A 23,563-nucleotide genomic window follows, 5' to 3' on the forward strand; every position below is an offset into this window, starting at 1 on the left:
AACCTACGCGGTTGACGCCGCGCGGCGGTGTCGTGCTGCCCTCGATCGGGCGAGCCCACGATCTGTGCGCGAGTGAGCAAAACTGGAAGCCGGGGTGGCGGCGCGAATAGCGTCAGCGCAAGCTGCGAAGCCGCCCGCCCCGACAGGGACAGGGCGGCTTTCTCGTTACCGGAACAACCCCGTAGGGGCGTAGCTCAACTGGTAGAGCACCGGTCTCCAAAACCGAAGGTTGCGGGTTCGATTCCTGCTGCCCCTGCTTTTCGTCTCGGCTGCGGCCGGCGGCATGGCAGATTCTCAACTCCACAGTGGATGGCATGAACAAGACCCCGGCCGGCGCCTGCGCGGGCCGGCCGGGGGCACAACCTCCGGGACGAGGGAGACGGCTGACCCGCTCGCTTTGGGAGCGAGAGACACGGGGTTCGACACCCCGGTCCCGGACCATGGGGATGTAGCTCAGCGGGGAGAGCGCCGGCGCGGCAGACCGGAGGTCGAGGGTTCGAATCCCTTCTTCTCCACCATGGGCCGTTGGAGCAAGGTGGCAGCTCACCTGGTTCTCAACCAGGAGGTTACGGGTTCGAGCCCCGTACGGCCTACGTAAACGAAATGCCATGCGGTCGTGGTGAACTCGGCGGACACGTCGGTCTTCCAAACCGAAGAAGCGGGGTCGGTGCCCGCCGACCGCTCGACCGTTCCGGGATGCTCTGCTGGCAAGGGCGACGGGACTTTGGATCCCGGTACAGACGCAGGTTCGATTCCTGCTCCCGGAGCTGACACGCGACCGGCGCAGAGTTGCCAATGCGGCGCCGGTCACCGGACGGCGAACCCGCCGTTCGTCGACCACCATTCCCGGGTCGTCTATTCGGTAAGACGCCGCACTCTGGATGCGGAGAGCTGGGTTCGAATCCTGGCCCGGGAGCGCAAGCCCTCGTAGTCCAACTGGCAGGAGACGCGGCCATGAGGCGGCCGACAGTGCAGGTTCGAATCCTGTCGAGGGCACCAGTCCGGTGTAGCTCACGGCGGCGCTGCACCACACTTGTCATGTGGCGGACGCGGGTTCGATTCCTGTCTGTCACCGGCGCTGGCTCACTTCTCGCCGACGTAGCTCAACGGCAGAGCGTCCGGCTCATAAACGGAAGGCACCCGGCTCGACACCGGGCGTCGGCACTCAGCAACCCATGCCCGGGTAGCCCAATGGCAGGAGGCACCTGGTTCAGGACCAGGACAGTGCGCGTTCGAGTCGCGCTCCGGGTACGCGAGGTCGGAGGAGTGGTGTGCAACTCCACCGTGCGTTAGCAGGAGGCCCGGCTCGACTCCGGGCGTCCGAACCAAGGGGGACGTGGCCCAGGTGGTAGGGCGTCTGTTTCGCACTCAGAAGGTCAGGGGTTCGACTCCCCTCGTCTCCACTCTTCCGGCCCTCGGGCCGAGACCATGCTGGCGTAGCTCAGTGGCGAGAGCATCCGGTTGTCAGCCGGAAGGCCGCGGGTTCGAGTCCCGTCGTCAGCGCGCACGGAGGGTTTGCCATAGGTAGGGCAGACGGACTGCTAATCCGTTGCGGCTCCGGCCGTTGTGGGTTCGACTCCCGCACCTTCCGCAATGGGTCGACAGCGACTGCCCCTGCCTGCTCCCACAGACAGGAACCGCTCCTCGAAGTCGACCTTCGCCGCCCGCGTCTCGGGGGTGTAGTGCCCGGAAGTCACTTCCACCAAGCCGTCGTAGCTCAGCCCGGTAAGAGCACCGACCTGATAAGTCGGGGGCCGCTGGTTCAAATCCAGCCGTCGGCACGCAGCACAATGCCCCCGTAGCTCAGTGGATAGAGCGCGACGCTACGAACGTCGAAGTCGCTGGTTCGATTCCAGTCGGGGGCTCTTTCGGGACGTGGCGCAGTTTGGTAGCGCATCCGGCTGGGGGCCGGAGGGCCGTCGGTTCGAATCCGGCCGTCCCGACTCAACGGGTACTAGCTCAACTTGGTGGAGCGCCGGCTTCGGGAGCCGGAGGATGGGCGTTCGAATCGCTCGTACCCGACAATGAGGGGTAGCGCCCAGTGGTGGGCAACCGGTCTTGAAAACCGGGCCATCGGAAACGATGAGGGTTCGACTCCTTTACCCCTCGCCATGCGCCGGTAGCTCAGCGGCCAGAGCTGCTCACTCTTAATGAGTATGTCGTGGGTTCGAGTCCCACTCGGCGTACCAGATCCCCCGGTAGCTCAGCGGATAGAGCGCTGGTTTCTAAACCGGGTCGTGGCAGGTTCGATTCCTGCTCGGGGGACGTTCACGCCGCTCGCGCCTGATGGCCGGGCTCCGGACTTTTACTCCGGACTGCGGGGTTCGATTCCCTTCGGCGGCACTTGCGGGGTGGAGGAGTTCGGTCGTCCTCGCCGGCCTCATAAGCCGGACATCGCGGGTTCGAATCCCGCCCCCGCTCCCGCCCCGGTAGCTCAGCGGGAGAGCGTCGGCTCGACAAGCCGAAGGTCGCTGGTTCGACACCAGCTCGGGGTACGCAGACGCGCGTTCGGTTATGGGTAGGCCCCTAGTCTTTCAAGCTGGTGAAGCGGGTTCGAGTCCCGCACGCGCGACCATTCCGGCGTCGCCCAATCGGTAGGGCAGCGGATTGTTAATCCGTACAGGTACTGGTTCGAGTCCAGTCGTCGGAGCGATGGAGGGGTCCCGGCGGTCACGGGGACGCCGTTGGAAACGGTGTAGAGGGCGGAAGTCTCCTCGCGGGTTCGAACACCACCCCTTCCGCGCATGCCCGCGTAGCTCAACGGGAGAGCGCCTGGTCCACACCCAGGGGGTCGGAGGTTCGACACCTTCTGCGGACACTGGCCTTCGGGCCGTAGATGTGGCTGTAGCTCAGCGGTAGAGCGCCCGGTTGTGGTCCGGGTTGTCGCGGGTTCGAGTCCGCCAGTCACCCCAAGCGCGTCGTGAGCGGCTGGTCGCTCCCCCGCCTGTAAAGCGGGCGCCTTACGGCACGCCTGGTTCAAGTCCAGGGACGCGCACCGATATCAAGCGGTCCACAGCGCCGGCACGACGAGAGAGCATCCATGGTCTTATGGCATCGAGAAACGGCAGGAGAAGCCCCTTCCGGTAGAGCTGCCACCTGTGGGCGGGCCGATGGTTCTCTCGGCTGCGCTTGACCGCTCCGATGGATCCGCCGCCCGCGAGCTGCGCGAGCCGTTCAAGGACGTCAAGGTCGGTCGACGTCACCTCCAGGTGCGGTGGCCCGATCCATCCCTCGCCCTCAACCACCCCGGCTGCCCATGCTGCGCCTGGCGGGTCGCTCAAGGTGTAAGACCACGAGGGCGTAGGCAGGTCTGGCGGGTTCGTGAAGTTATCAATGAGGAGAGCCGCCGCTTCCCGTCGCCGCTCGGAAAGTAGCGGGTGGATCTTCTGGACCAGCCAAAACAGATCGTCGCGCCGCTGGATGCCAAGAATCCACGATGGCTTGTGATGGTCCACACTTGGGGTGTATGACCACATTCGCGGGGTGAACGGAAGGTGCTCGGCCAGCTCCTCGATCACATCGAGATCGGTCATCTGGATTCGGACAATGCCGCCACCGGAGCGTCGCCGAACGAAGGTGCCCTCACCTTCGATGAGGCCAGCTATCCAGGCCAGCCGCGCCGGGTCGGGCTCGTTGGCGATCGCGGTGCTGTCGTACGTACAGGAGCGGCACTGTTTGGCCTTCAGCGACTTGGGCACCCCGCACGCGCACGGAGCCTTGGCCTGCCGCCTCCGGTACTGACACCCGCCGCACAGTCGGTGTCTCGTGGTAGCGACGAACTGTCGAGAGCAGCCGGCGCAGACTCGCGGTCCGGCAGAGTTGGTCATGGGCCAATGATAGGGGCAGCAGGTCCCCTCCGCCCGCACGCCTCGGTTCGAATCTCTCCACTCCCACGCATGCCCGCGTAGCTCAGGGGACGGAGCACCAGCTTCCGGAGCTGGGTGTCGGGGGTTCGATTCCCTCCGCGGGCGCTTCTGTCTGGTCGTGTGCCCGAGTGGTGAGGGAGCGGTCCGCAAAACCGTCTACGCCGGTTCGATCCCGGTCACGGCCTCAACTGCCATCCGCTGTGGACACGAAGCTCGGTTACGGCAGGAGCCCGCGACGTCTCGGCCGATGCAGCCAGGGTGCGACCCTGGGTGCAGCGGTGACAAGGGCGACCGCGAGCACCGTGATGACCGCTTGCCCGATCCGGCCGAGCGTGATCCCGGGAGCGGCGTCCAGTACGTAGTTGGCGTACCCGTTCGCCACCGCGTCGGTGGCGAGCACGACGCAGCCGAGCACCAGCCCCTCAAGCCGGCGCAGCGCCAGCAACAGCGCCGCAAGCGGGTCGAACACGGTCAGGGAGGTGAAGTACCACATCAGCCACACCGGCGTGGAGGGACTTGGACCACCCGGCCGGACACCGAGCACGTCGCCCAGGTGGACAATCCCGCCGTACGCGAAGACGCAGACGGCGGCGATCACCGCAACCCGAACCCATCTGGGTGCACCGACCCACAGGCGCAACGATGTCCGTGTCGCCGCCAATGATCCCCCTCGGTCGGGCAGTGGCCGACCGATCGATGCTAACGCGATGCCCCAAGACGGCCCGACGGATCCGCTCGGTCAGCCGCCCGGGCAGCGGTTGTCACCGCCGCTGTGCACCACGCAGTGTCCCGGCGGGCCGGGCGTGGTCGCTGCCGGCGCCGGATCGAGGCTCCCGCCGACAGCGACGGCGAGCGGCATGGCGGGTATCGCGATGACGACGGTCAGCACCAGGAAGACGACCGTGGTGCGTACCAGCCGCAGGTGGTACGCGACGAGCGCGATGAGGGCCGGCCCGGCGGTCGCCGCCATCGCGGCGACCAGCAGGGCCTGGCTTGCCCGACGTTGGATGTCCTCGAACTCGCCGGGTTGGTCGTCGTAGGTGGCGCTCCACTGCTCCAGGGCGATGCCCATCCACCACAGGGCCACGGCGATCAGTCCGCAGACCCAGACCAGTGTCAGGAATCCCACGATCGGACCACCTCGTCGGCCTGTCGCTACCTCTTCAGACGTCACGCGGTCCAGGGTGCGGGGCCTGACCCGGCCGGGCATGAGGTCGTGTACTCAGGTTTGCCCGGTGAGGACATGCGGGAACTGCCGCGGGTAGCGGATGCGGCGTGTCGCGGGTCGGGCGGACCGGTCGGCTTCGTCGACCTGACGGGAGGCCGAACGTGTTGGCTAACGCCCTTCGGTCGCTTGAGGTGCGCCGGCCCCGAGGACGTCGAGCGCTGCGGTGTGCAGGGGGCTGCTGCGGGCGAAGAGGGCTGGCCCGGGGGTGGGGTGTGTCTGTCCGTCGAGGCCGCTGTAGCGCCCGCCCGCCTCTTGGACGATGAGCGAGGTGGCGGCAAAGTCCCACACCTGTCCCCGAGTCTGGATGGCGAGGTCCAACTGTCCGCTGGCCACGAGCAGCGCGGCGTGGGTGCTCCACGGCACTGTCGATGTCATGGCGTTCAGCGGCGCTATCATTTCGCGTTCAGCCGGGAGGAGTTCGTCGTCGGTGGGGATCACGCCGAGCCGACTTCCGCGGAGCGTCTCCCGTCCGTCGACGTCGACGGTGATCCGTCGCTCGTCGGTCGTCGTCAGCCCGGAGAAGTCCGCTCGGAATGCTCCGCTGTCCCGCTGCGCCCACCAGATGTTCCCCTGGGCTGGTACCGCTGCCACCCCGACGACGATCTCGCCGGCCTCTTCCAGGGCGACGAGCACCAGCCATCTGTCGTCGCCGGCGATGAACAGAGCGGTCCCGTCGATCGGGTCGACGATCCAACGGCGCCTGCCCCGACCGCTCTGCCCTTCCTCCTCGCCGAGGATCGCGTCGCCGGGCCGCGCGTCGGCTAGCACCTCTCGGATGGCCGCTTCGACAGCGCGATCAGCTTCGGTCACCACGCTGCCGTCCGACTTCAGCTCCCGGGGTAGCTGCGCGAGGGTCGCAAAGTATCGCAGACCCACTGCGGCGCCGGTCAGAGCGGCACGGCGGGCAAGCGAAAGATCATCTTCCATGACCGCCATTATCCCCAGGTCGGCCACCTGGTGCCGGCGCCATCGGAAACCGTGGAGCGAGTCGCGGCACCGATGAGATAGCTGGTCTACTCGGCGGTCTGCCACTGCTCCAGGTACTCCTCGGCGGTGATGCCGAGCAGGACGATGTCGTGTTGGCGACCCCGCCCGAAGTGGCTGCGGCGTCGGCGTCCCTCCTCGATGAACCCCAGGCGTTCGCAGAGCCGCAGGGACGGCTGGTTGAACGGCAGCACCTCGACGTTGCATTTCTGGTAACGCCGCTCGCTGAACATGTAGCGCAGCAGGAGGACTGCCGCCTCGGTGGCGTGCCCCCGGCCGCGCCGCTCCGCGTCCAGCGCGATGCTCGCACCGAAGGTGCCGTTCCAGGGTTGCGCCAGCCGGGTCGACACGGTGCCGAGGATCTCGTCGTCGTGGGTGGCGACGATGGCGAGGGTGAACTCGTCGTCCTCGCGGGCGGTGAACTCGGGGGAGGTGCGCCGCTGGAACACCGTGGCCGGCCGGGGTGGTACGACGCCGCCCTGTTCGGCGTACTCGGCGTCCTCGGCGATGCGGCGCAGGACCGGCCAGTCGCTCGGCTCCAGGGCGCGTAGCCGGACGCTCGTGCCGGTCCATGGATGCATCGTCGTCACCTCTCGGTCGAGCTATCTTTGAGGAAAGCTCAATATAGGACACTTTGGGTGACGGAAAATACCACCAAATAGAGTGTTGGTGCTTAGATCGTCAGGAAGTCACTGATAGTGCCACCTGTGGTACTCCCAGGTCGTGACATAATCATCCCGATGGATGAGCATGGCCGTGAGGCCCAGTCGGTGGCCCGGTTCAACGAGTGGGCGCCGCGCTACGACGACGATGGTGTGCAAAGGATCTTCGCACCCCTGCATCGGACCACTCTCGACTGGGTGGCCGCGCTGACCACCGAACCGGCGTCGTTGCTCGACGTCGGCTGCGGCACCGGGGCCCTGTTGGAGGCGGCGGCGTCCCGCCTCCCCGGCGCGCGCCTGGTCGGCGCCGATCCGGCCGAGCAGATGGCGCGCCTCGCCCGCCGACGACTGCCAGCCGGGGCGCAGGTGGTCTGCTCCGGCGCCGATCCGCTGCCCTTCGCCGACGGCGCCTTCGCCGTGGTGGTCAGCACCATGGCGTTCAACTTCTGGCCGCGTCCCGTCGAAGGGCTGCGCGAGGCGGCCCGGGTGCTCGCCCCGGGCGGGCTGCTGGTGATCGCCGACCTGTTCGCGGTGGGCTGGCTGCGTACCGTCGCGCCGATGGTGGGGGCCGGCAACCGGCCGCGCAGCCGGCCCGCGATGGGCCGGCTGCTGGCCGATGCCGGCCTGCGGGTCGTCGGGTGGCGCGCGGTGAGCCGGCGCGGGCCGGTGCCGATCCTGCACGCCGTGGCGGCGACCCGCCGCTGACGCTCAGCTCGCGCTGATCGTGCTGCGCCAGCCGCCCCGGCGGAACTCGATGTCGCCGGCGTAGGTGGGTGGAAGGCCGAACTCGGCCAGCCGGGTGCCGGCGTCGATCGTCACGTCGACCGTCGCCACGCTGGAGGGGCGCAGGGCGTTCTGGTACGCCATCGTCACCTCGCCACGGCGTCCGGCGGCGTAGATCGGGGCGCTCGGCGCCTCGTTGACCGGCGTGGCCGCCGGTTCGGTCACCAGGGCGCTACGCCTGTGGTCCAGTCCGGCGCCCTGGAAGGCCATGGTGACCCGGTTGCGGCCATCGGCGTCGGCCACGACGGACTGGGTCGCGGCCACCGGCCGGACCTTCAGGCCGAGCAGTTGCGCCTGCGCCACCAGGGACAGGTTCGTCGTGCCGTACCAGAGCTGGAAGAACGCCTCCTGGGGCACGCCGTCGCGCGACTGCAACAGCGTCAGGCCCATTGTGGTGACGTGCCGTCCCGGCCACCGGTGACCGTTGACCTCCACCCGCCCGCAGTGGTGGTCGGAGACCAGGAGGTAGCCCAGGTCCGGGCTCGGCGGGAACGGTGCGATCTCGTAGCGTGCGGGTATCGCCGCGCGCAGCTCGGTCATCGGCGCGAGCAGCATCTCGTTGAACTCGTAGCAGTCCTGCTCCACCGTGGACACCGACCGGGCGCTGGTGGCCGCGGACGCCGACGGTGCCTGGAGGGCCACGGCGAGCGCGACGACCAGCGGGCACAGCGCGATGGCGACGGCGCGCAGCGCCGCCCGTGGGTATCTGGTCATGGCTCCCGCCCTTCGGTTGCGACCCGGGTCGGGTCCGTCAGCCCGAATTCTTTCCCGACGCCGGCCGTGGGCGGCAGACCAACCGACCTGACCGATGGGCCAGCGCCGGTCGGGGTCGCCGAACGGGCAGGGGCCGTGCGGGCACCCGGTGTGCGACGGTGTGGTGCGAGGAAGGGAGGGCGGCGTGGTCGAGGAGAGCGAGCTGGCGGCGACCATCCGGGAGACCACGCTGCCCGGCGGGCTGCGCGTGATCACCGAGACGGTGCCCTCGATGTCGTCGGTGGCTCTGGGCGCTTTCGTCGACGCCGGCTCCTGCGACGAACCGGCAGCTCTCGGCGGCCTCTCGCACTTCCTCGAACACCTGCTCTTCAAGGGCACCCAGCGACGCGGCGCCCTCGAGGTGGCCCGCACCATCGACGCGGTGGGCGGCGACTCCAACGCGCAGGCGTCCAAGGAGCTGACCTTCTTCCACGTGCGGGTGCGCGACACCGAGCTGCCCCTCGCCGTCGACCTGCTGCTCGACCTGCTCACCTGCCCGCGGCTGGACGCCGACGACGTCGAAGCCGAGCGGCGGGTCATCCTCGGTGAGCTGGCGATGCAGGAGGACGACCCGGGCAACGTGGTACGGACGCTGCTGGGCCGGACGCTCTTCGGCGACGGCTCGCTGGCCCGCCCCGCGGTCGGCACCCGTGAGTCGGTCCTGGCGATCGACGCCGACGACGTGCGCGACTTCTACCACCGGCACTACCGCCCGGACCGGGTGCTGATCGCCGCCGCCGGCAACGTGCGCCACGACGAACTGGTCGAGCTGGTCGCCGCCGCGGTGGCGCGCGCCGGATGGCAGGGCGCGGCGGGCGGCGCGGACGCCGCCGCCGTCGACGCCCGGATGCACGACGGCGGGCCGCGGGTGCGGGTGCTGCAACGACCCTGGGAACAGGCGCACGTCACGCTCGGCGTACGCGGTCTGGGCCACACCGACCCCCGGCGGTACGCCATGACGGTGCTGGGCACCGCCTTCGGCGGCGGCCTGTCCTCGCGCCTCTTCCAGGAGGTACGCGAGAAGCGCGGTCTGGCCTACGCGGTCGGCTCCTACGCGATGAGCTACCGGGAGACCGGCACCTTCGTGCTGTTCGCGGGGTGTGCGCCCGCGAAGGTCGACGACCTGCTCGCCTGTCTCGGCGAACAAGTCGTCGACCTGCGGGCGCGCGGCCTGACCGACGACGAGCTCGACCGTGGAAAACGGCAACTGGCCGGCAAGTTCGTGCTCGGCCAGGAGGACACCTACTCCCGCATGACCCGGATCGCGAGCAGCCGGCTCTTCACGGGCGTCGCGGAGTCGGTGTCCGATGTTCTCGACGGTATCGCCGCCGTCCGCGCGGAGGACGTCGACGCGGTGGCGGCCGAGCTCTGGGACGTCGGTCGGTCGCGCTTCGCCGTCGCCGGGCCGATGGACCCGGACCACGACTTCGCGGCGGTACTTCCGTGACGAGCCGGCGCGGCGCAGCGCCGGGTCATCCCACCAGCCGTGGGTCGTGGGGTCCGGTCCGGGTGGCGGCCCGTTGGTCGCCACCCTTGCGGCCGGAGACGACGTACGCGAAACTGGAAGCCTTCGCCGGTGCCGGGGATGCGGTCGGTGCGGCGGGGGCGGTCGCTGTCGGCGCGGTGGAGCGCGCCGAATCGAGCTGCCACAGTTGGCCACTGTCAACACGGGCCTCGACATCCGCGGCGACGGTCTCGATGCGGTTCATCGTGATTCTCCGTGACGCGGACGGGCACGGCCTGGCAGTGGACGGTGTGGCGGGGTTCCCGTCGGCCGGGTGGAGCCGGCCGACGGGAACCCAGGAATGCCTTACCGGGGTCAGGAAAGCCCGCCGATGGCGGCCTGACGGGTCGCGACGAGCTCGTTGACCGGCATGTCGACGAAGTTGCCACGCACGCCGGTGAACGCGCCGTAGCCGGCCTCCGGGCCGTTGAACACGGCCTGCATGAACTGGTAGCCGGCGCCGACGCCGAGGATGAAGCCGGCGACGGTCGGGCAGGTCATCGTCGGAACGGTGGCCTGCACGGACTCCAGCGGCCGCAGGTAGTCGCTGTCGACCTCGGGCAGCAGGTTCTGGGCGACGGTCTCGATGCGGTTCATCGTTCTTCCTCCCTTGGTAGGTGTACCGGTGTTCCGGTGACTTCTACGTTAGGAAGACGAGCAGGGAGAATCATCCCTCATATTGTTGGTTTGGATCGGGGCCGCCGGGGGCATGATGGTCGATCGCCCCCGACGGCCCCGGATGTGTTCAGCCGCGCGCCACCCGAGCGGCGCTGACCAGGCACACGGCGGCCGGCAGCAGCCCGACGACCCAGGCCCAGTCCTGGTCTCGCAGCAGGTAGTAGCCCACCAGGGCGGCCACCAGCGCGATCCCGTAGGCGTTCAGCGTCGCCGCCGCGGCGCGGGCCGGCTCGGCGCCGGCGCCGGAGCGCCGGCGCAGCGACGAGTTGAGCCACGCCAGCGCGCCGACGAAGAAGATGACACTGAAACCGAGGACGGCCTGCACACCTGACGGCAGGCGGCCCGCGCCGAAGAAGATGACGACTGTCAGCGCGGCCAGGGCCAGCACCCCCGCCACGTAGCGGCTCCGGGTCGAGTCGCGAGACCCACCGTGGGCATTGGGTCGTGCGGTCATACGCGTTCTCCTTCCGCTGCCGCGGCCGCCGGGGTGGCGTCGGGGATGTCGAAGTAGGTGGACATCGCGGCCGTGCCGGAGATGACGGCGATGAACGCCTCCCGGGCCGACCCCAGTTGCTCGTTGAAGGCCATCATCGCCTCCGCCTGCTGGAAATAGTCCTCCACGTCACGGTTCGGATTGTAGAAGAACCGGACATACTCCAAGAAACCGGAAACCATCTCGTGGTAGCCGGCGTGGTACCCCTCCAGCGCCCGCTCGGCCAGGTCGGGGCGGCGCACCGCGACGTCCGCGGCCCGCGCGGCCGGGTGGGAGGCCAGGATGGACAGGCAGACCCCGCCGGAGAACAGCGGGTCGATGAACGCGCCAGCGTCGCCGACCGCGAGCCAGCCCGGCCCGGAGAACCGATCGGTGAGGTACGACCAGTCGCGTGTGGTGCGGAACTGGTCGACCTGCTCGGCGCCGGCCAGCAGGTGCTTGAGCTGACGGCTCTCGGCGATGCCGCGGGCGTACAGCTCGGCGATGTTGACGTCGGCGGCCTTGACCGTCTCGGTGGGCGTCACGTAGCCGACGCTCAGCGTCGGCGGCGTGGTGCCCACCGGGATCGCCCAGAACCAGCCGTCGGTGACCTTCTCGACGAGGATGTTGCCCTCCTGCCCGGCCGGCAGGTCGCCGGTGGGGGAGAAGTACGTCCAGTAGGCGAGGCTGCGCAGGTCCTCCTGCCAGCTGATGGTGGCCAGGTGCCGGGTCAGCGCCCGGGCCTGCCCGGAGGCGTCGACGACAAGCGCCGCGCGCACGACTCGGGGCGCCTCGTCGCCGATCGTGTACGAGACGCCGACCACCCGGCCGTCCTCGATGACCGGCAACCCGACGGTGGCCTGGAACCGCACCTCCGCGCCCAGCTCGACAGCGCGGTCCAGCAGCAGCTTGTCGAAATCGGCGCGGCGCACGTGGTACGAGTACGGGTAGGGCCCGCCCAGCTCGGCGAAGTTGACGTTCCACAGCTCGCGCTTGGCGCCCCAGACCAGGCTCAGCCCGTTCTTCTTGGGAAAGCCGTACGCCTCCAGGCGTTCCAGCAGCCCCAGATCCTCCATCACGCTGAGCATGCCGGTGATCAGCGACTCGCCGATGTGGTAGCGGGGGAAGGTCTCGCGCTCCAGCACCAGCACGCGGTGCCCGCGCTGGGCGAGCTGGCCGGCCGTGCACGAGCCGGCGGGGCCACCGCCGACGATCACGACGTCGAAGAACTCGTCTCCGGCGGTTCCCGATCCGGTCGGATCTGCCATGGGAAGTCTCCTTCGTTATCGGTTCTCAGGCATTGGGGGTGGGCGGACGGGGGATCGCGCACGCCGCGGTGCCGCCCGGCAGCCGCATCCGGTTGTCGGCCACCAGGCGGTAGACGCCGGCGGCGAGCCAGCGCGCCGGCGGTAGCGCCAGCAGTACGCCCACCGGTCGCCAGGCGGGCCGGCCGGTCCGCAGCAACCGCGCGAACGCCTGCGCGCCGCCGCGCACCCGGCCCGTGGCGTCGATGTAGAGCACCTCGTGGTCGGCGCGCGCGGCGGTCACGCCCAGCGGGGCCAGGTCGACGCTCTGGTACGCGGCGATCGGCACGTCCGGCCGTACCCAGTCGCTGATCCGGTTGATCGACTGGGTGCAGAAGCCGCAGTCGCCGTCGTACAGCAGGATCGGGCCGGCCGGGGCGGCCGGGATCCGGCGGGGGTACGCGTGGTCAGCCAACGGGACCTCCGGTGGGTTGTGGCGCCAGCGCGCCGAGCGCGGCGTGTCCCTGGCACAGCAGGCCCTGCTGCTGGGCGAAGACCACGGCCTGGGTGCGGTTGTTGACGCCGAGCTTGCGCAGGATGCTCAGCACGTGGCTGTGCACTGTCGCCGCGGAGATGAACAGGTTCTGCGCGATCTGCTTGTTGGGATGGCCCTCGGCGAGCAGGCCCAGCACGTCCAGCTCACGGTCGGTCAGGGCGTAGTTGACAGTCGACTTCGAGTGGGCGCAGGCCAGCCGGCACAGGGCGGTGGCCAGGGTGGCCAGGATCGACGGCGGCACGAAGGGGTGACCGGCGGCGACGGCGCGCACGCCGATCATCACCTCCTCGGGCGGGCTGTCGAGCAGCAGCACACCACGGGCGCCCGCCGAGATGGCTCGTGCCATCTCACCTGCCGACTCGAAGGCGGTCACCACGATCACGCCGCCGTGCCGGCCACGGTTGCCGGGGGCGGTCGCCAACCGCGAGAGGTCGGCGGGGGACACCTCGATCGGCACCAGGCCGACCGCGCCGAGCGCGCCGCGAAGCCGTACGCACATGACGTCGACCGAGTTCACGACGACGACGTCGTGGGCCAGCCGCGGCGCGCGCAGCACGTCGATGATCCGGTCGAACGTCGTTGGGTATCCGTCCAGGACGATGACGGTGGTCACCGCGGCCTCCCCGCTGTGGGTCCAGGTCAGGCAATTGGGTGTCGATTGGACAGGAAGAGCATCACCGGCTCCTCGTCGACGTCCCGGCCGGACGATCGGGCGACGAGGAACTGGGTCCGCCGCGCCCCGGTGTCGTGGCGCTGGCTGTGCGTGATGTAGTTCAGCAGCGTCAGGTAGGCCACCGAGACCTGGATGTCCTCCTTCTCCAGTGTGGGCTCCTGAGTGATCTTGATGATCTCGTTCATGGTGTCGAAGACGATCTTTTCGCCGCGCCGGTTGGGGTGCCAGAACGCGTGCCGCAACGTGCGCTCGCTGGCGACCAGCACCTCCTTCCACTCCGTGACGCTGTCGTCGGCCAGCTCGTCGCGGAAGAGCAGGTGGTTGTCGTAGGTGCCCGGCTGCGGCGCGAAGAAGCGCCAGTCGGGCAGGAACACACCGTGCGGGTCGAACCGCTCGGACAGCTTCGACTTGCGCGTCGGGTCCTGCTTGATGGCACTGGCCACGAACCAGGTCCCCAACACCCCGTAGAGCGCCATCCTGCGGATCGCGCCCCTGTTGATCCGACTCATCTCGATCACCGCTCCTTTCCGGACTTGTGGTCCGCCGGGTGCAGCGCCCGCTGCTCCCGGACGGCCCGGACGACGTTCTGCACCGCGGCGACCACCCGTGCCGCCGGCTCCTCGTGGGTGATCAGCTCGATGTGCTCGACCTCGTCGACGATCTCGTGCACCGCGTCGTCGGAGAGCCGGGCCAGCTCCTCCTGCAACTGCAGGTGCACCGGGTCGCCGGTGACGGTGGCGCCGGCCGTCAGCACGTACAGCCGGCACTGCGGCGGCAGCTTCGCGTCGCGTACCTCGGCGTTGACGTCGCTCTGCCACGCCTCGAACTCGGCGTACGAGCCGTGCCACATCTGCCGGGTGCAGAAGGCCGCTTTCGCCGACAGGCGCGCCTCCTCGGGCAGGCCGTCGATGCGGAAACGCCTGTCGCTGTGCGGGTTGAGCCGGATCATCCCGATGGTGCTCTGCCACATCGAGTCGCGGAGGTACTGCTCCACGAACGGCAGGCCGACGCGCTGACGTTGCGAGCGCACCAGCTCCTCCGGATGCGCGACGTCGGCGAGGACCAGGCCGGCCACCTGCTCCGGGTGCCGCTCGGCGAAGTGCCGCACCAGCAGGCCGCCGTACGAGTGGGCGACGAGCACGTACGGCGGCTGGGCGCCCACCGCCTCGAGCAGGGCCTCCAGGTCGTCGGTCGTGCACTCGGCGGTGCGCGGCAGCGGGCCCGGCGCGCTGCGGCCGATCCCGGCGCGGTCGTAGGCGACGGTGGGCGCGAACCCGGCCACCCCCTCCTGGATCCACGCCCACAGCTCCAGTGGGGTGGCCATTCCGCTCTCGAACACGACGGTGGGCCCGGGCTGCTCGCCCAGGCCGGTGGTGTGCACCCGCAGGGTGCGGCCACCGATGTCGACGTCGCTGCCGGGGCCGGGGATCAGGCGGCGGTCACGGCGGGTCGCGGCGGCCTGGTAGGTCGCCCCGGCCGCCAGGGCCACGGCGCTGACGCCGAGCCCCGCGGCCAGGATTCGCGGCATCATGGTGGGCATGGCGGTCCTCCGGTCTCAGGAGGCGGTGGACGCCGACAGCGCCGGCACCGCGGTGAACTGCGTACGCACCAGCCGCTCGTAGAGCGCGTCGGTGGCGAGCAGGTGGGCGTGGGTGCCCTGGGCGCGTACGGCGCCGTTCTCCAGCACGACGATGTGATCGGCCCGCACCACGGTGGACAGACGGTGGGCCACCGCCACCACCGCCCGTCGCTCGGCGATCTCCGCGACCGAGGTCCGCAGCGCGAACTCGGCCTCGGCGTCGAGTTGGGAGGTCACCTCGTCGAGCAGCAGCACGTCGGGGTCGGGCACCAGCATCCGGGCGATGGCGATCCGCTGCCGTTGGCCGCCGGAGAGCGTGCGGCCCTCCTCACCCACGGGAGTGCCGAGCCCGTCCGGGAGCGTGTCGATCCAGTCGGTCAGGCTGGCCTGCCCGACGGCCTCGGCGACCCGGGCCGCCGGGGCGTCCGGCTCGGCGTAGCGGATGTTCTCCTCGATGCTGCCGTCCATCACCCGCGACTCCTGCTCGACGAACCCGATGCGGCTGCGCAGCGTGTCCAGCGGGATCTCCCGCACGTCGGCGCCGTCGAGCAGCACGCTGCCGGCGGGTGGTTCCCAGAGCCGGGTCAGCAGGCCGAACAGCGTCGACTTGCCGGAGCCGGACGGCCCGACGATCGCCACCAGGCCCTGCCGGGGCACGTCGAAGGACACCCCGCGCAGCACCGGGCGATCCGGCAGGTAGGCGAAGTGCAGGTCGCGTACCCGCAGCAGCGGCGCGCTCGGCGTGGCGCGGGCGGCGGGCGCGACCGGGGCGGCCGGCGACACCGGGGCCGGCGGCACCGTGGAGTCGTCCTCCTGCGGGAAGCGCAGCAGCATGTCGATCCGGCTCACCGAGGCGAGCCCCTGCTGGAGCTGACCCATCGCCGCGAAGAAGCTGACCAGCGGCGCGATCAGGTAGAACAGGTAGAGCAGGAAGGTCGCGAACTCGCCGATGGTCAGCGCGCCGGACCCCATCCGCACCGCGCCGACCGCGAACACCACCGCGAACGAGCCCTGCACGCCGGCGTCGGCCGTCGGCGCGAGCAGGGCGTTGAGTCGTACCGTGCGCATGCCGGCGTCGTGCGCGGCGACGGCCTTCTCGTTGACCCGGTCGGCCTCGCGCTGCTCGGCGCGGCTGAGCTTGATCGTCGTCACCGCGGCGAGCGCCCGTTGCAGGTCGCTGCCCAGCTCGCCGACCCGCGACTGGGTGGCCTCGGTGGCGATCCGGATCCGGCGGGCCAGCATCACGCTGCCGCTGGCGGCGACCAGCACGCACAGCAGCGCGGTGAGGCTCAGCACCGGGTCGATGACGGCCATCAGCACCACCGTGGCGGCCACCGTGATGCCGGTCAGGAAGAGCACGGCCAGGCTCTGGGTGAGCGCGGTCCGCAGCAGCGACGTGTCGGCGACCAGCCGGGTGAACAGGTCGCCGCGTCGGTGCTGCCAGTGCGCCGGCAGGGTGGCGCGCACCAGCCGGGTCACGATGGTCCGCCGTACGGCGAGCACCACGTGGGTCCCGGAACGCCCGATGATGTAGGACTGGAAACCGGCGAGGGCGGCCTCGGTGACGAACAGCGTGATCAGCACGAGCAGCGTGCCCACCGCGAAGCGCTGCGCCGTGAGCTGCCCGACCAGCTTGCCGATGACGATCGGCTGCACCAGGGCGGCTGCGGAGCCCAGCAGGCCGAGCAGCACCGCCAGGGCCAACCCGAGGCGGTGCGGCCGCAGCAGGCGCATGGTCACCCGCAGCGGGCCGACGGCGGGCGGCGCGGCCGGCTCCGCCTTCCGGTCCGGCCGTCCCCGCTCAGCCACGGCGCAGCTTGCGGAAGAAGTCGGCGAGCAGGTTCACGTCGCTCGCCGACATGTGCTTGGCGACGTGGACGATGGCCGGGTAGGTGCCGACGAACGAGTACACGAACCGGTTGAGGCCCATGAAGACGGCGTTGCCGACGTGGAAGCCCCCGCCCATGCCGAGCATGGCCCACGCGGGCAGCTTGGGGGCGGCCATCATCAGCGGCATCGCCAGCTCGCTGGCCACCACACCCCAGCCGGCGGCCTTGGCGAGCCGTGGTCGCGACTTGAGCAGCTCGTAGACGCGCTTGTCGCCGTACACGGTGGTGCGGAAGATGCCCGGCATGGCCATGCCGTTGCGCCACGGCGAACCGACCAGCTTGGACAGCCCGGCGGCGAAGTACGACAGGTTGGTCTGGCCGGCCAGGAACCAGGCGCAGGCCTCCTTCGCCTTCTCGTCGTCGGAGAAGATCCGGCTCGCGGTGAGGGTGGCGTAGGTCAGCAGCGACATGTGCTCGGTGCCGTCGGTGCCGTAGCGGATCCGGAAGTGCAGCAGGTAGTTCGTCGCCGCGATGTAGGCGACCGAGACGTCGCGTACCTTCTTGCTGCTGTACGGGTTGATCAGCGCGACCGCCGCGGCGAGGCGGAGCTGGTAGATGAGGTAGATGCCCGGCGGCTTGAACAGGTAGTCCAGCAGGTCGCCGAGCTTGCCGGCGGTCAGCTTGTGCCGGGACCGCTCGACCTGCCAGCTCAGCAGGCCGGTGTCGGTGAAGACCTGCGGCTGCGTGAGGAACTCCAGCGACGCCAGTGCCAGACCGAGCGATGAGATCTGCTCGACCTGCTTGAGCGCCTTGTCGACGGGGACAACTTCGTTACCGGCCATCGGCTTCTCCTGCAACGTCGATCGGGTGGTGGATGGGGTGCCGAGGCCGCTTCCGACGCCGACGCGCCGGGGAGTCTGCGCCGACTCCCCGGACACGTGGCGAGGTCCTTGCTTAGCGCGTGACCGCCTGGCGGCGGCTCTGCACGAGCTCGGAGACGGTCATCTGGTCGGCGGTCTCGCTGTCGAGGCGGTAGCCGGTCGGGGTCTCCTCGGCACCGCCCCACTTGTGGTACGCGTAGAGGCCGGCGCCGACGGCGACACCGACGGCGAACGGGGTGAGGACCGGCGCGGCAACGCCGACCAGCTCCAGCGGCTCGAGAACGCCCTCGCCAACGGCGGGGATGTGACGCTCGGCCGCAGCCTCCATACGGTTCATTCAGTCCTCCTGTGGATAGAACCGGCTGTTGTCGAAAACTCTATTCTTCGATCGGTTCCTTCGACTCCACCAAAGTGCTGAACAATGAACTCAGTATGGTTCGGGGCGGTAATCACGGTAAATACCCGAGTGGGCTGACGGCCTGGTCACACCCGGATATAGCCAGGTGGCTAGGTCCCCCCTAGCCACCTTTCCCGCCCGACCGGTGCGGTCATTGGAATAGGTCCAGAAAATGGTCGTGGCCCTATTATTTGGTGCCCGTTCGGGCCGGTTGTAAAACTGCCTAAAAGGAGGCGACCGTGCCGAGTTCCGTCGCGTTGACAACCCATCTGTTGGTGCAGTTGGCAGTGGTGCTCGGCGCCTGCCGGCTGGCCGGCGCCCTGCTCGGCCGGCTCGGTCAGCCGCAGGCGGTGGCCGACATGATCGCCGGGTTCGCGCTCGGCCCGCTGGCGCTCGGGCTGCTGGCCCCCTCGGTGCAGCTTGCGCTCTTCCCCCGCGAGTTGGAGCTCGCCGGCGCCACCGTCGCCCACCCGTCGGCCCAGATCCTGCACGTGCTCGGCCAGCTCGGCGCGACCCTGTTCATGTTCCTGGTCGGCCTCTCCTTCGACGGCGCGGGCGCCATCCGCCACCTGCGTACCGCCACCACCACGGCGGTCGCCAGCCTGGCCGCGCCGCTGGTGGTGGGCGGCCTGCTCGGCCTGGCGCTGGCCGGCGGCGCCCTTGGCATCGCCGCGTCCGACGACGGCTGGTTCGGCGCACACATCCCCGGTTGGCAGGCGGCGTGGTTCCTCGGTCTCGCCGTCGCCGTCTCCGCGTTCCCCGTGCTGGCCCGCATCCTGGAGGAGACCGGCGCCACCCGCACCACGGTGGGCACGGTGTCGCTGGCCTGCGCGGCCACCGACGACGCGGTGGCCTGGATGATGCTGGCCGGCCTGATGGCGACCGCCGGCGCCGCCGCCCACCTCGGCGTCCTCGCCGTCGCGGGCGGCCTCGTCTACGTCGCGGTGCTTGTCGCCCTGCGGCCGCTGTTGCGGCGCTACGCCAGGTGGGCGACCGAGGGCGGCGACGCGCTGCGCCCCGCCGCCGTCGGGGCGGCACTCGTGCTGCTGACCGCCTGCGCCGCCACCACCGAGATGATCGGCCTGCACGCCGTCTTCGGCGCGTTCGTCTGCGGGATGGTCATGCCCCGCGAGCTGACCGCCCACCTCACCGGGCGCATCGCGCCGCTGACCACCACCCTGCTGTTGCCGCTCTTCTTCGCCTCCGCCGGCCTGCGCATCGTCACCGACACCCTGCTGGACCCGAGCGGTTGGTTGGTGCTGGGCGCGGTGGTGCTGGTCGCCGTGGTGAGCAAGGGCGGGGTGAGCGCGCTGGTGGCCCGCTGGTCCGGGCTGAGCTGGTCGCAGTCCGCGTCCGTCGGCGCGCTGCTCAACGCCCGCGGCATGATGGAGCTGGTGCTGATCGACGTGGCGCTGCGCGCCGGACTGATCGGGCCGAAGCTCTACACCGTGCTGGCGCTGATGACCATGGTGACCACGTTCGCGGCGGCGCCGGTCTTCGCGCTGACCCGCCGCCGCTGGCCCGCGTCGGCCGCGCCGGTGGACGTCGAGCGGATGCCGGCGGTCCCGGCGGGCACCACCTGACGGCGGGAAGGCCGCGAGGCGGCGACGGGGTGCGGACGGTGCCGCGACGCCGAAACCGACGAGCGGTACGACTCCACGTCAGGTGTGACTCGGAGTCGTACCGCTCGTCGGCGTCCTGCCCCCGCCGCCCTCCCCGCCCAGGTGTCCCGACCACGCGGGCGAGCACGTCCAGCGGGGGTGTCACCTGCCGACAAGCGCCGCCAGGTCGACCTTGTCGTGGGCGGTACGCGGCAGCGCCGCCATCCGGCGGATCCGACTCGGCACCAGATGGGCGGGCAGACACCCCGCCACGTGGTCCCGTACCTGCTCGGGCGCGAGGTCGGCGCCGGCGCGCGGCACGTAGTAGGCGACCAGCTGAAGCTCGCCGAGCTGGTTGGCCTCGGCGAGCACCGCGCACTGGGCCACCGCCGGATGGGCCGCGATGGCCGCCTCCGGCTCGCCCAGCTCCACCCGGAACCCGCGCAACTGCACCTGGCGGTCGCGGCGACCCAGGTAGTGCAGCCGCCCCTCGGCGTCCTGCCGCGCCCAGTCGCCGCTGCGGTAGTACCGCTGCCCGTCCACCGTGACGAAACGCTGCGCGGTCAGCTCCGCGCGCCCCAGATACCCGTGCGACACCGACGCGCCGGCCACCAGCATCTCGCCCGCCTCGCCGACCGGCACCGGGCGCAGGTGCTCGTCGACCAGGCGGACCCGCAGGTGCGGCAGCGGCCGACCGATCGGCGTGGCGCCGGGCAGGTCGCCCGCCTCCTCGTCCAGCGCGACGAACGTGACGTGCACTGTGGTCTCGGTGATGCCGTACATGTTGACGAGCGTTGCCGCCGGGGCGACACCCAGCTCCCGCCAGGCCCGCACGGCGCCGGTGTGCAGGGCCTCGCCGCCGAACACGACGTAGCGCAGCTCGGGCAGCGGCACCGGCTGGACCTCCAGCTCGGCGACGAGGTGCCCGAACGCGGTGGGCACCTGGCTGAGCACGGTGACCCCCTCGTCGGCGAGCAGCTCGCCGAACGCGCGCGGATCGGCCGCCACCCACGGCGGTACGACCACCACCCGGCCGCCGTGCAGCAGCGCGCCCCACAGCTCCCAGACACTGAAGTCGAAGCTGTGCGAGTGGAACATCGTCCACACGTCGGCGGCGGACAGCGTGAACCGCTCGGCGCAGGCGTCCATCAGCGCGCACACGTGCGCGTCGCCGACCACCACACCCTTGGGCGTACCGGTGGAGCCGGAGGTGTAGATGACGTACGCCGTGCCGGCCGGCACCGCCCGCGGCGGGCCGCCGCCGGTGCGGACCACCACCGGCCGCCCGGTGCCCGGCTCCACCTGCACCAGCGTGTCGATCCCGGCGTCGCCGACGATGTGCTCCTGCCGGGACGCGGGATACGCCGGGTCGATCGGCACGTACCCGCAACCGTGCTCCAGGATGCCGAGGATCGCCACGACCACCTCGGCGCAGCGGGGCATCCGCAGTCCCACAAGTGTGCCCTCGGGCACCCCGGCCTCGGCGAGTTGGTGGCGCAGCTCCCGCGCGGCGGCGGCCAGCTCCCCGTAGCGCAGCTCCCGGTCCCCGTCGACGACCGCTACCGCGTCCGGGTCGCGGGCGACCTGCTCGGCGAAGCGCCGCGCCAGCGTCAGCACGGCACGGCCCGGCGTCGCATCGGTGCCACCACGACCGTCGACACAGGCCCTGGCGGTGCGGGGGACCTGGTGAACAGCAGGTCCACGCTGCCGTCGGTGGTGTCGTCGGCCCAGCCGATGGTCACCTCGTAGCCGGCGTCCTCGCCGAGCGCGGCCAGGTCCTCCGGGTCGACGGCGCCATGGTCGCTGCCCAGTCGGCGCCGACAGGCCGCGACGGGCATGCCGGTGGCGAGGGCGTTCGCCGCGGACACCTCTCCGGCGAGGCGGGCGTTGGCCAGACCGGTCACCCGGACGGCCGGCACACCGGCGGCGAGCGCCGCCGGCAACCCGGCCAGGTCACAGGACGCCGGGGGAGTGCCGGAACGGGCCGGCGCGGCGGTGTGCAGCACCACGTCGTACCGGTGCCGGGTCAGCTCGTTGTGGCACCGACCCCGCTTGACTCGGACGTCGACGCACGCCACCCCGTCCAGGCGCGCCGGGGCCTCGGCGAAGAAGTCCGGATCCACAAGCAGCTCCTTGTCCAGCGCCACCGCGCGGGTGACGTCGGCGCGGATCTGCGCCGGGTCGTCGCCGGGGGTGGCGCGCAGCAGCCGTACCGCGGCCTGCATGGTGAAGGCCAGGCGGGCGTTGCGGACGTCGCCGACGAACACCGCGCCACCGGGGCGCAGCAGCCCCACGACGCGGGCCAGGACGGCGTCGAGGTAGTCGAGGGTCGGGAAGTACTGCACCACCGAGTTGAGCACCACCAGGTCGAAGGACGCGGCGGGCAACCCGGTGACGTCGTGCGCGGCCTGGTGGCGCAGCACCACCCGTCCGGTGAGATCCGGGCGGGCGGCGGTCTGCTCGGCCAGGCGCCGCACCACCGCGCCGGACAGGTCGGTGGCCCAGTACGCCTCGCACTCCGGCGCCAGCCGGCCCAGCAGCAACCCGCTGCCGGCGCCGATCTCCAGCACCCGCTCGGGGCGCAGGGCGCGAATCCGGTCCACCGTGGCCTGCTGCCACTCGCGCATCTCGGCGAGCGGGATGGGCTGGCCGGTGTAACTGCTGTTCCAGCCGGAGAAGTCGGCGCCGAGCCCGGCACCGTCTCCCGCGTAGAGCTGGTCGTAGATCGACTCCCAGTCCCGGACCACGGCGGCGTCGCCGGTGTGCACCGGTGGGGCGCACCGGGCGGCCGCGCGGCCCACCAGGTCGACGCAGCCCTCCGGGCGACGGCGGCCCAGGTCCCCGGTGCGCCGCAGCCGGGTGCCGAACGGGTCCACCACCACGTCGTCCGGTTGGTCGCCGCCGGGCCGGGCGGCCGGAACGGACTCGCCGCCGACGTAGAGTTCGCCGACGTCCCCGGCGGGTGTGGGGTGCAGGTCGGGGTCGAGCAGGCGCAGGGAGGTGCCGGGCAGTGGCAGCCCCACCGGCAGCCGGTCCGGCAGCGGGGCGCCGGCCGGCAGGCGCAGCGCCGCGCAGCCGAGGCCGCCCTCGGCGGGCGCGTACTCCCAGGTCAGTGCCGCGCCCGGATGCCGCTGACGCCACCGGGCGACCTCGTCGCGCGGCAACCGCCCCCCGGTGAGCACCAGCTCCCCGGTGGGCGACGCCTCGTCCGGCAGCGCGGTGAGCGTCGCCAGGTCGGCCGGGGTGAGCTTGGCGAAGGTGGGCCGCCAACCGGACCAGGCGGCGTCCTCCAACTCGCCCACCTGCACGCAGCCGCCGGCCAGCAGCGGCACCAGCAGCGCGGCCAGTTCGCCGGCGGTGCCCGGCAGCGTCGGGAGCACGGCCACGCCACCCGCGGCGGGGTAGGCGGGCAGCGCCCACCGCAGGTACGCGCTCAACGCCCGCCCGCTCAGCGCGCCGTCGTCGCCGACCAGCACGTCGTCGTCGACGGCGCCGCCCAGCACGACGCGCAGCCCGTCGACCGTGGGCGGATCGGTCGGGGCGGCGCCGAACGGCAGGACCACGGCGGTGCCCGCCGGGTGGGCGTCCGGGTCGGCGGTGAGCACGACGGCCGGCACGGCGCTGGCGCCCAGGCGGGTGTAGGCGGCGCCGACGCGCAGTGTGGCCAGCAGCGCGGCCACCGCCCCCGGGACGTCGTCGTCGGCGGCGATGCCGACCAGGGTGCCGGGGCCGACGCCCCGGGCGCGCAGCGTTTCGGTGAGCTGTCGCGTCCAGCCCTCGAGCCGGCCGTGGGTCACGGTCTCGGCGTCGGTGACGAGGGCGGGACGCTCCGGACAGGCGTGGGCGACGGTGAGGCAGCCGGAGTCGGTCATC

22 protein-coding genes and 31 tRNA genes are annotated in these 23,563 nt (G+C 71.0%); 34 read left to right on the forward strand and 19 right to left on the reverse strand.

Annotated features, from left to right (window positions below):
- Positions 1–183: 183 nt before the first annotated feature.
- From ACGFH8_RS17960 to ACGFH8_RS18100, 29 genes are all read left to right on the forward strand, one after another.
- Positions 184–256, forward strand: a tRNA-Trp gene (locus ACGFH8_RS17960).
- A 109-nt stretch (positions 257–365) separates the two neighbouring features.
- Positions 366–441: transfer RNA gene (locus ACGFH8_RS17965), tRNA-Pro, on the forward strand.
- Between the two features lies 1 nt (position 442).
- Positions 443–518, forward strand: a tRNA-Cys gene (locus ACGFH8_RS17970).
- Position 519: 1 nt separating this feature from the next.
- Positions 520–593: transfer RNA gene (locus ACGFH8_RS17975), tRNA-Glu, on the forward strand.
- A gap of 17 nt (positions 594–610) precedes the next feature.
- Positions 611–683: transfer RNA gene (locus ACGFH8_RS17980), tRNA-Gly, on the forward strand.
- A gap of 7 nt (positions 684–690) precedes the next feature.
- Positions 691–767: transfer RNA gene (locus ACGFH8_RS17985), tRNA-Gln, on the forward strand.
- Between the two features lie 77 nt (positions 768–844).
- Positions 845–916, forward strand: a tRNA-Gln gene (locus tag ACGFH8_RS17990).
- 5 nt (positions 917–921) lie between these two features.
- Positions 922–999 (forward strand) — tRNA-Leu (locus ACGFH8_RS17995).
- A 2-nt stretch (positions 1,000–1,001) separates the two neighbouring features.
- Positions 1,002–1,078: transfer RNA gene (locus ACGFH8_RS18000), tRNA-Thr, on the forward strand.
- A gap of 14 nt (positions 1,079–1,092) precedes the next feature.
- Positions 1,093–1,164: transfer RNA gene (locus ACGFH8_RS18005), tRNA-Met, on the forward strand.
- 13 nt (positions 1,165–1,177) lie between these two features.
- Positions 1,178–1,251, forward strand: a tRNA-Leu gene (locus tag ACGFH8_RS18010).
- Between the two features lie 79 nt (positions 1,252–1,330).
- Positions 1,331–1,403 (forward strand) — tRNA-Ala (locus ACGFH8_RS18015).
- Between the two features lie 27 nt (positions 1,404–1,430).
- Positions 1,431–1,503 (forward strand) — tRNA-Asp (locus ACGFH8_RS18020).
- A gap of 5 nt (positions 1,504–1,508) precedes the next feature.
- A tRNA-Ser gene (locus ACGFH8_RS18025) sits at positions 1,509–1,591 on the forward strand.
- Between the two features lie 115 nt (positions 1,592–1,706).
- Positions 1,707–1,781, forward strand: a tRNA-Ile gene (locus ACGFH8_RS18030).
- 11 nt (positions 1,782–1,792) lie between these two features.
- A tRNA-Arg gene (locus ACGFH8_RS18035) sits at positions 1,793–1,865 on the forward strand.
- Positions 1,866–1,869: 4 nt separating this feature from the next.
- Positions 1,870–1,943 (forward strand) — tRNA-Pro (locus tag ACGFH8_RS18040).
- Between the two features lie 5 nt (positions 1,944–1,948).
- Positions 1,949–2,022, forward strand: a tRNA-Pro gene (locus ACGFH8_RS18045).
- 4 nt (positions 2,023–2,026) lie between these two features.
- Positions 2,027–2,112, forward strand: a tRNA-Ser gene (locus tag ACGFH8_RS18050).
- Position 2,113: 1 nt separating this feature from the next.
- Positions 2,114–2,189, forward strand: a tRNA-Lys gene (locus ACGFH8_RS18055).
- Between the two features lie 3 nt (positions 2,190–2,192).
- Positions 2,193–2,265 (forward strand) — tRNA-OTHER (locus tag ACGFH8_RS18060).
- A 7-nt stretch (positions 2,266–2,272) separates the two neighbouring features.
- Positions 2,273–2,343 (forward strand) — tRNA-Lys (locus tag ACGFH8_RS18065).
- A 2-nt stretch (positions 2,344–2,345) separates the two neighbouring features.
- Positions 2,346–2,421, forward strand: a tRNA-Met gene (locus ACGFH8_RS18070).
- Positions 2,422–2,423: 2 nt separating this feature from the next.
- A tRNA-Val gene (locus ACGFH8_RS18075) sits at positions 2,424–2,495 on the forward strand.
- Positions 2,496–2,501: 6 nt separating this feature from the next.
- Positions 2,502–2,575: transfer RNA gene (locus tag ACGFH8_RS18080), tRNA-Glu, on the forward strand.
- A 1-nt stretch (position 2,576) separates the two neighbouring features.
- Positions 2,577–2,650 (forward strand) — tRNA-Asn (locus tag ACGFH8_RS18085).
- A gap of 96 nt (positions 2,651–2,746) precedes the next feature.
- Positions 2,747–2,818 (forward strand) — tRNA-Val (locus ACGFH8_RS18090).
- Positions 2,819–2,838: 20 nt separating this feature from the next.
- A tRNA-His gene (locus ACGFH8_RS18095) sits at positions 2,839–2,912 on the forward strand.
- 1 nt (position 2,913) lies between these two features.
- Positions 2,914–2,995 (forward strand) — tRNA-Tyr (locus ACGFH8_RS18100).
- Here the strand turns inward: ACGFH8_RS18100 and ACGFH8_RS18105 are convergent.
- Positions 2,961–3,698: an LAGLIDADG family homing endonuclease gene (locus tag ACGFH8_RS18105; protein ID WP_393368221.1), complete on the reverse strand. Its 738-nt coding sequence runs from the start codon at positions 3,696–3,698 to the stop codon at positions 2,961–2,963. The two genes, ACGFH8_RS18100 and ACGFH8_RS18105, sit on opposite strands and share 35 nt — an antisense overlap.
- A 200-nt stretch (positions 3,699–3,898) precedes the next feature.
- Between ACGFH8_RS18105 and ACGFH8_RS18110 the strand changes: the two genes are divergently transcribed.
- Positions 3,899–3,971, forward strand: a tRNA-Arg gene (locus tag ACGFH8_RS18110).
- Positions 3,972–3,980: 9 nt separating this feature from the next.
- Positions 3,981–4,051, forward strand: a tRNA-Cys gene (locus ACGFH8_RS18115).
- Positions 4,052–4,083: 32 nt separating this feature from the next.
- Here the strand turns inward: ACGFH8_RS18115 and ACGFH8_RS18120 are convergent.
- The 4 genes from ACGFH8_RS18120 to ACGFH8_RS18135 all read right to left on the reverse strand — a co-directional run bounded on the left by ACGFH8_RS18120 (position 4,084) and on the right by ACGFH8_RS18135 (position 6,659).
- Positions 4,084–4,464 (reverse strand): hypothetical protein, encoded by a 381-nt coding sequence (locus tag ACGFH8_RS18120; protein ID WP_393368223.1) that lies wholly within the window; start codon positions 4,462–4,464, stop codon positions 4,084–4,086.
- Positions 4,465–4,605: 141 nt separating this feature from the next.
- Positions 4,606–4,995, reverse strand: coding sequence for a hypothetical protein (locus ACGFH8_RS18125; RefSeq protein WP_393368225.1), 390 nt, complete (start codon positions 4,993–4,995; stop codon positions 4,606–4,608).
- A 207-nt stretch (positions 4,996–5,202) separates the two neighbouring features.
- The gene (locus ACGFH8_RS18130; protein ID WP_393368227.1) at positions 5,203–6,021 is read right to left on the reverse strand and encodes an inositol monophosphatase family protein; all 819 of its coding nucleotides are present in this window, start codon (positions 6,019–6,021) and stop codon (positions 5,203–5,205) included.
- 86 nt (positions 6,022–6,107) lie between these two features.
- On the reverse strand, positions 6,108–6,659 hold the full coding sequence (locus ACGFH8_RS18135) for a GNAT family N-acetyltransferase (RefSeq protein WP_393368229.1): 552 nt from the start codon (positions 6,657–6,659) through the stop codon (positions 6,108–6,110).
- A gap of 159 nt (positions 6,660–6,818) precedes the next feature.
- On the opposite strand from ACGFH8_RS18135, the gene ACGFH8_RS18140 reads away from it, so the two are divergent.
- Entirely contained in the window at positions 6,819–7,445 is a 627-nt protein-coding gene (locus tag ACGFH8_RS18140) for a class I SAM-dependent methyltransferase (RefSeq protein WP_393368230.1), read from the forward strand.
- 3 nt (positions 7,446–7,448) lie between these two features.
- Here ACGFH8_RS18140 and ACGFH8_RS18145 read toward each other — a convergent pair whose 3' ends face one another.
- Positions 7,449–8,237: a hypothetical protein gene (locus ACGFH8_RS18145; protein ID WP_393368232.1), complete on the reverse strand. Its 789-nt coding sequence runs from the start codon at positions 8,235–8,237 to the stop codon at positions 7,449–7,451.
- Between the two features lie 184 nt (positions 8,238–8,421).
- Here ACGFH8_RS18145 and ACGFH8_RS18150 point away from each other — a divergent pair, with 184 nt between their 5' ends.
- On the forward strand, positions 8,422–9,723 hold the full coding sequence (locus tag ACGFH8_RS18150) for a M16 family metallopeptidase (RefSeq protein ID WP_393368234.1): 1,302 nt from the start codon (positions 8,422–8,424) through the stop codon (positions 9,721–9,723).
- 25 nt (positions 9,724–9,748) lie between these two features.
- Here ACGFH8_RS18150 and ACGFH8_RS18155 read toward each other — a convergent pair whose 3' ends face one another.
- From ACGFH8_RS18155 to ACGFH8_RS18205, 11 genes are all read right to left on the reverse strand, one after another.
- Positions 9,749–9,985, reverse strand: a complete 237-nt coding sequence (locus tag ACGFH8_RS18155; RefSeq protein ID WP_393368236.1) for a hypothetical protein — start codon at positions 9,983–9,985, stop codon at positions 9,749–9,751.
- Positions 9,986–10,095: 110 nt separating this feature from the next.
- The gene (locus ACGFH8_RS18160; protein WP_393368238.1) at positions 10,096–10,377 is read right to left on the reverse strand and encodes a hypothetical protein; all 282 of its coding nucleotides are present in this window, start codon (positions 10,375–10,377) and stop codon (positions 10,096–10,098) included.
- A gap of 148 nt (positions 10,378–10,525) precedes the next feature.
- Entirely contained in the window at positions 10,526–10,912 is a 387-nt protein-coding gene (locus tag ACGFH8_RS18165) for a hypothetical protein (RefSeq protein WP_393368240.1), read from the reverse strand.
- Positions 10,909–12,198 (reverse strand): NAD(P)/FAD-dependent oxidoreductase, encoded by a 1,290-nt coding sequence (locus ACGFH8_RS18170; RefSeq protein ID WP_393368241.1) that lies wholly within the window; start codon positions 12,196–12,198, stop codon positions 10,909–10,911. Before ACGFH8_RS18170 ends, ACGFH8_RS18165 begins: the two co-directional genes overlap by 4 nt.
- A gap of 25 nt (positions 12,199–12,223) precedes the next feature.
- Positions 12,224–12,649 (reverse strand): thiol-disulfide oxidoreductase DCC family protein, encoded by a 426-nt coding sequence (locus ACGFH8_RS18175; RefSeq protein ID WP_393368243.1) that lies wholly within the window; start codon positions 12,647–12,649, stop codon positions 12,224–12,226.
- Entirely contained in the window at positions 12,642–13,343 is a 702-nt protein-coding gene (locus ACGFH8_RS18180) for a LuxR C-terminal-related transcriptional regulator (protein WP_393368245.1), read from the reverse strand. Before ACGFH8_RS18180 ends, ACGFH8_RS18175 begins: the two co-directional genes overlap by 8 nt.
- 26 nt (positions 13,344–13,369) lie before the next feature.
- Positions 13,370–13,912 (reverse strand): hypothetical protein, encoded by a 543-nt coding sequence (locus tag ACGFH8_RS18185; RefSeq protein ID WP_393368246.1) that lies wholly within the window; start codon positions 13,910–13,912, stop codon positions 13,370–13,372.
- A gap of 5 nt (positions 13,913–13,917) precedes the next feature.
- Positions 13,918–14,943: an alpha/beta hydrolase gene (locus ACGFH8_RS18190; protein WP_393368248.1), complete on the reverse strand. Its 1,026-nt coding sequence runs from the start codon at positions 14,941–14,943 to the stop codon at positions 13,918–13,920.
- 15 nt (positions 14,944–14,958) lie between these two features.
- Entirely contained in the window at positions 14,959–16,791 is a 1,833-nt protein-coding gene (locus ACGFH8_RS18195; protein WP_393368250.1) for an ABC transporter ATP-binding protein, read from the reverse strand.
- Complete coding sequence (locus ACGFH8_RS18200; protein ID WP_393368252.1) at positions 16,784–17,653, reverse strand: hypothetical protein; 870 nt, start codon at positions 17,651–17,653, stop codon at positions 16,784–16,786. Before ACGFH8_RS18200 ends, ACGFH8_RS18195 begins: the two co-directional genes overlap by 8 nt.
- Positions 17,654–17,765: 112 nt before the next feature.
- The gene (locus ACGFH8_RS18205; protein WP_393368254.1) at positions 17,766–18,029 is read right to left on the reverse strand and encodes a hypothetical protein; all 264 of its coding nucleotides are present in this window, start codon (positions 18,027–18,029) and stop codon (positions 17,766–17,768) included.
- Between the two features lie 299 nt (positions 18,030–18,328).
- Here ACGFH8_RS18205 and ACGFH8_RS18210 point away from each other — a divergent pair, with 299 nt between their 5' ends.
- Positions 18,329–19,672, forward strand: coding sequence for a cation:proton antiporter (locus tag ACGFH8_RS18210; RefSeq protein WP_393368255.1), 1,344 nt, complete (start codon positions 18,329–18,331; stop codon positions 19,670–19,672).
- 180 nt (positions 19,673–19,852) lie between these two features.
- On the opposite strand, the gene ACGFH8_RS18215 is transcribed toward ACGFH8_RS18210, so the two are convergent.
- Together ACGFH8_RS18215 and ACGFH8_RS18220 are read right to left on the reverse strand one after the other, a co-directional pair.
- Positions 19,853–21,307 carry an amino acid adenylation domain-containing protein gene (locus tag ACGFH8_RS18215; protein WP_393368257.1) on the reverse strand — a complete coding sequence of 485 codons (1,455 nt, stop codon included), beginning with the start codon at positions 21,305–21,307 and terminating at the stop codon, positions 19,853–19,855.
- On the reverse strand, positions 21,301–23,562 hold the full coding sequence (locus tag ACGFH8_RS18220) for an AMP-binding protein (RefSeq protein WP_393368258.1): 2,262 nt from the start codon (positions 23,560–23,562) through the stop codon (positions 21,301–21,303). The genes ACGFH8_RS18215 and ACGFH8_RS18220 overlap by 7 nt, the downstream gene beginning before the upstream one ends.
- Between the last annotated feature and the right edge of the window lies 1 nt (position 23,563).

The organism is Micromonospora sp. NPDC049175, from assembly GCF_043197345.1.
In the GTDB taxonomy this organism is placed as follows: Bacteria; Actinomycetota; Actinomycetes; order Mycobacteriales; family Micromonosporaceae; genus Micromonospora.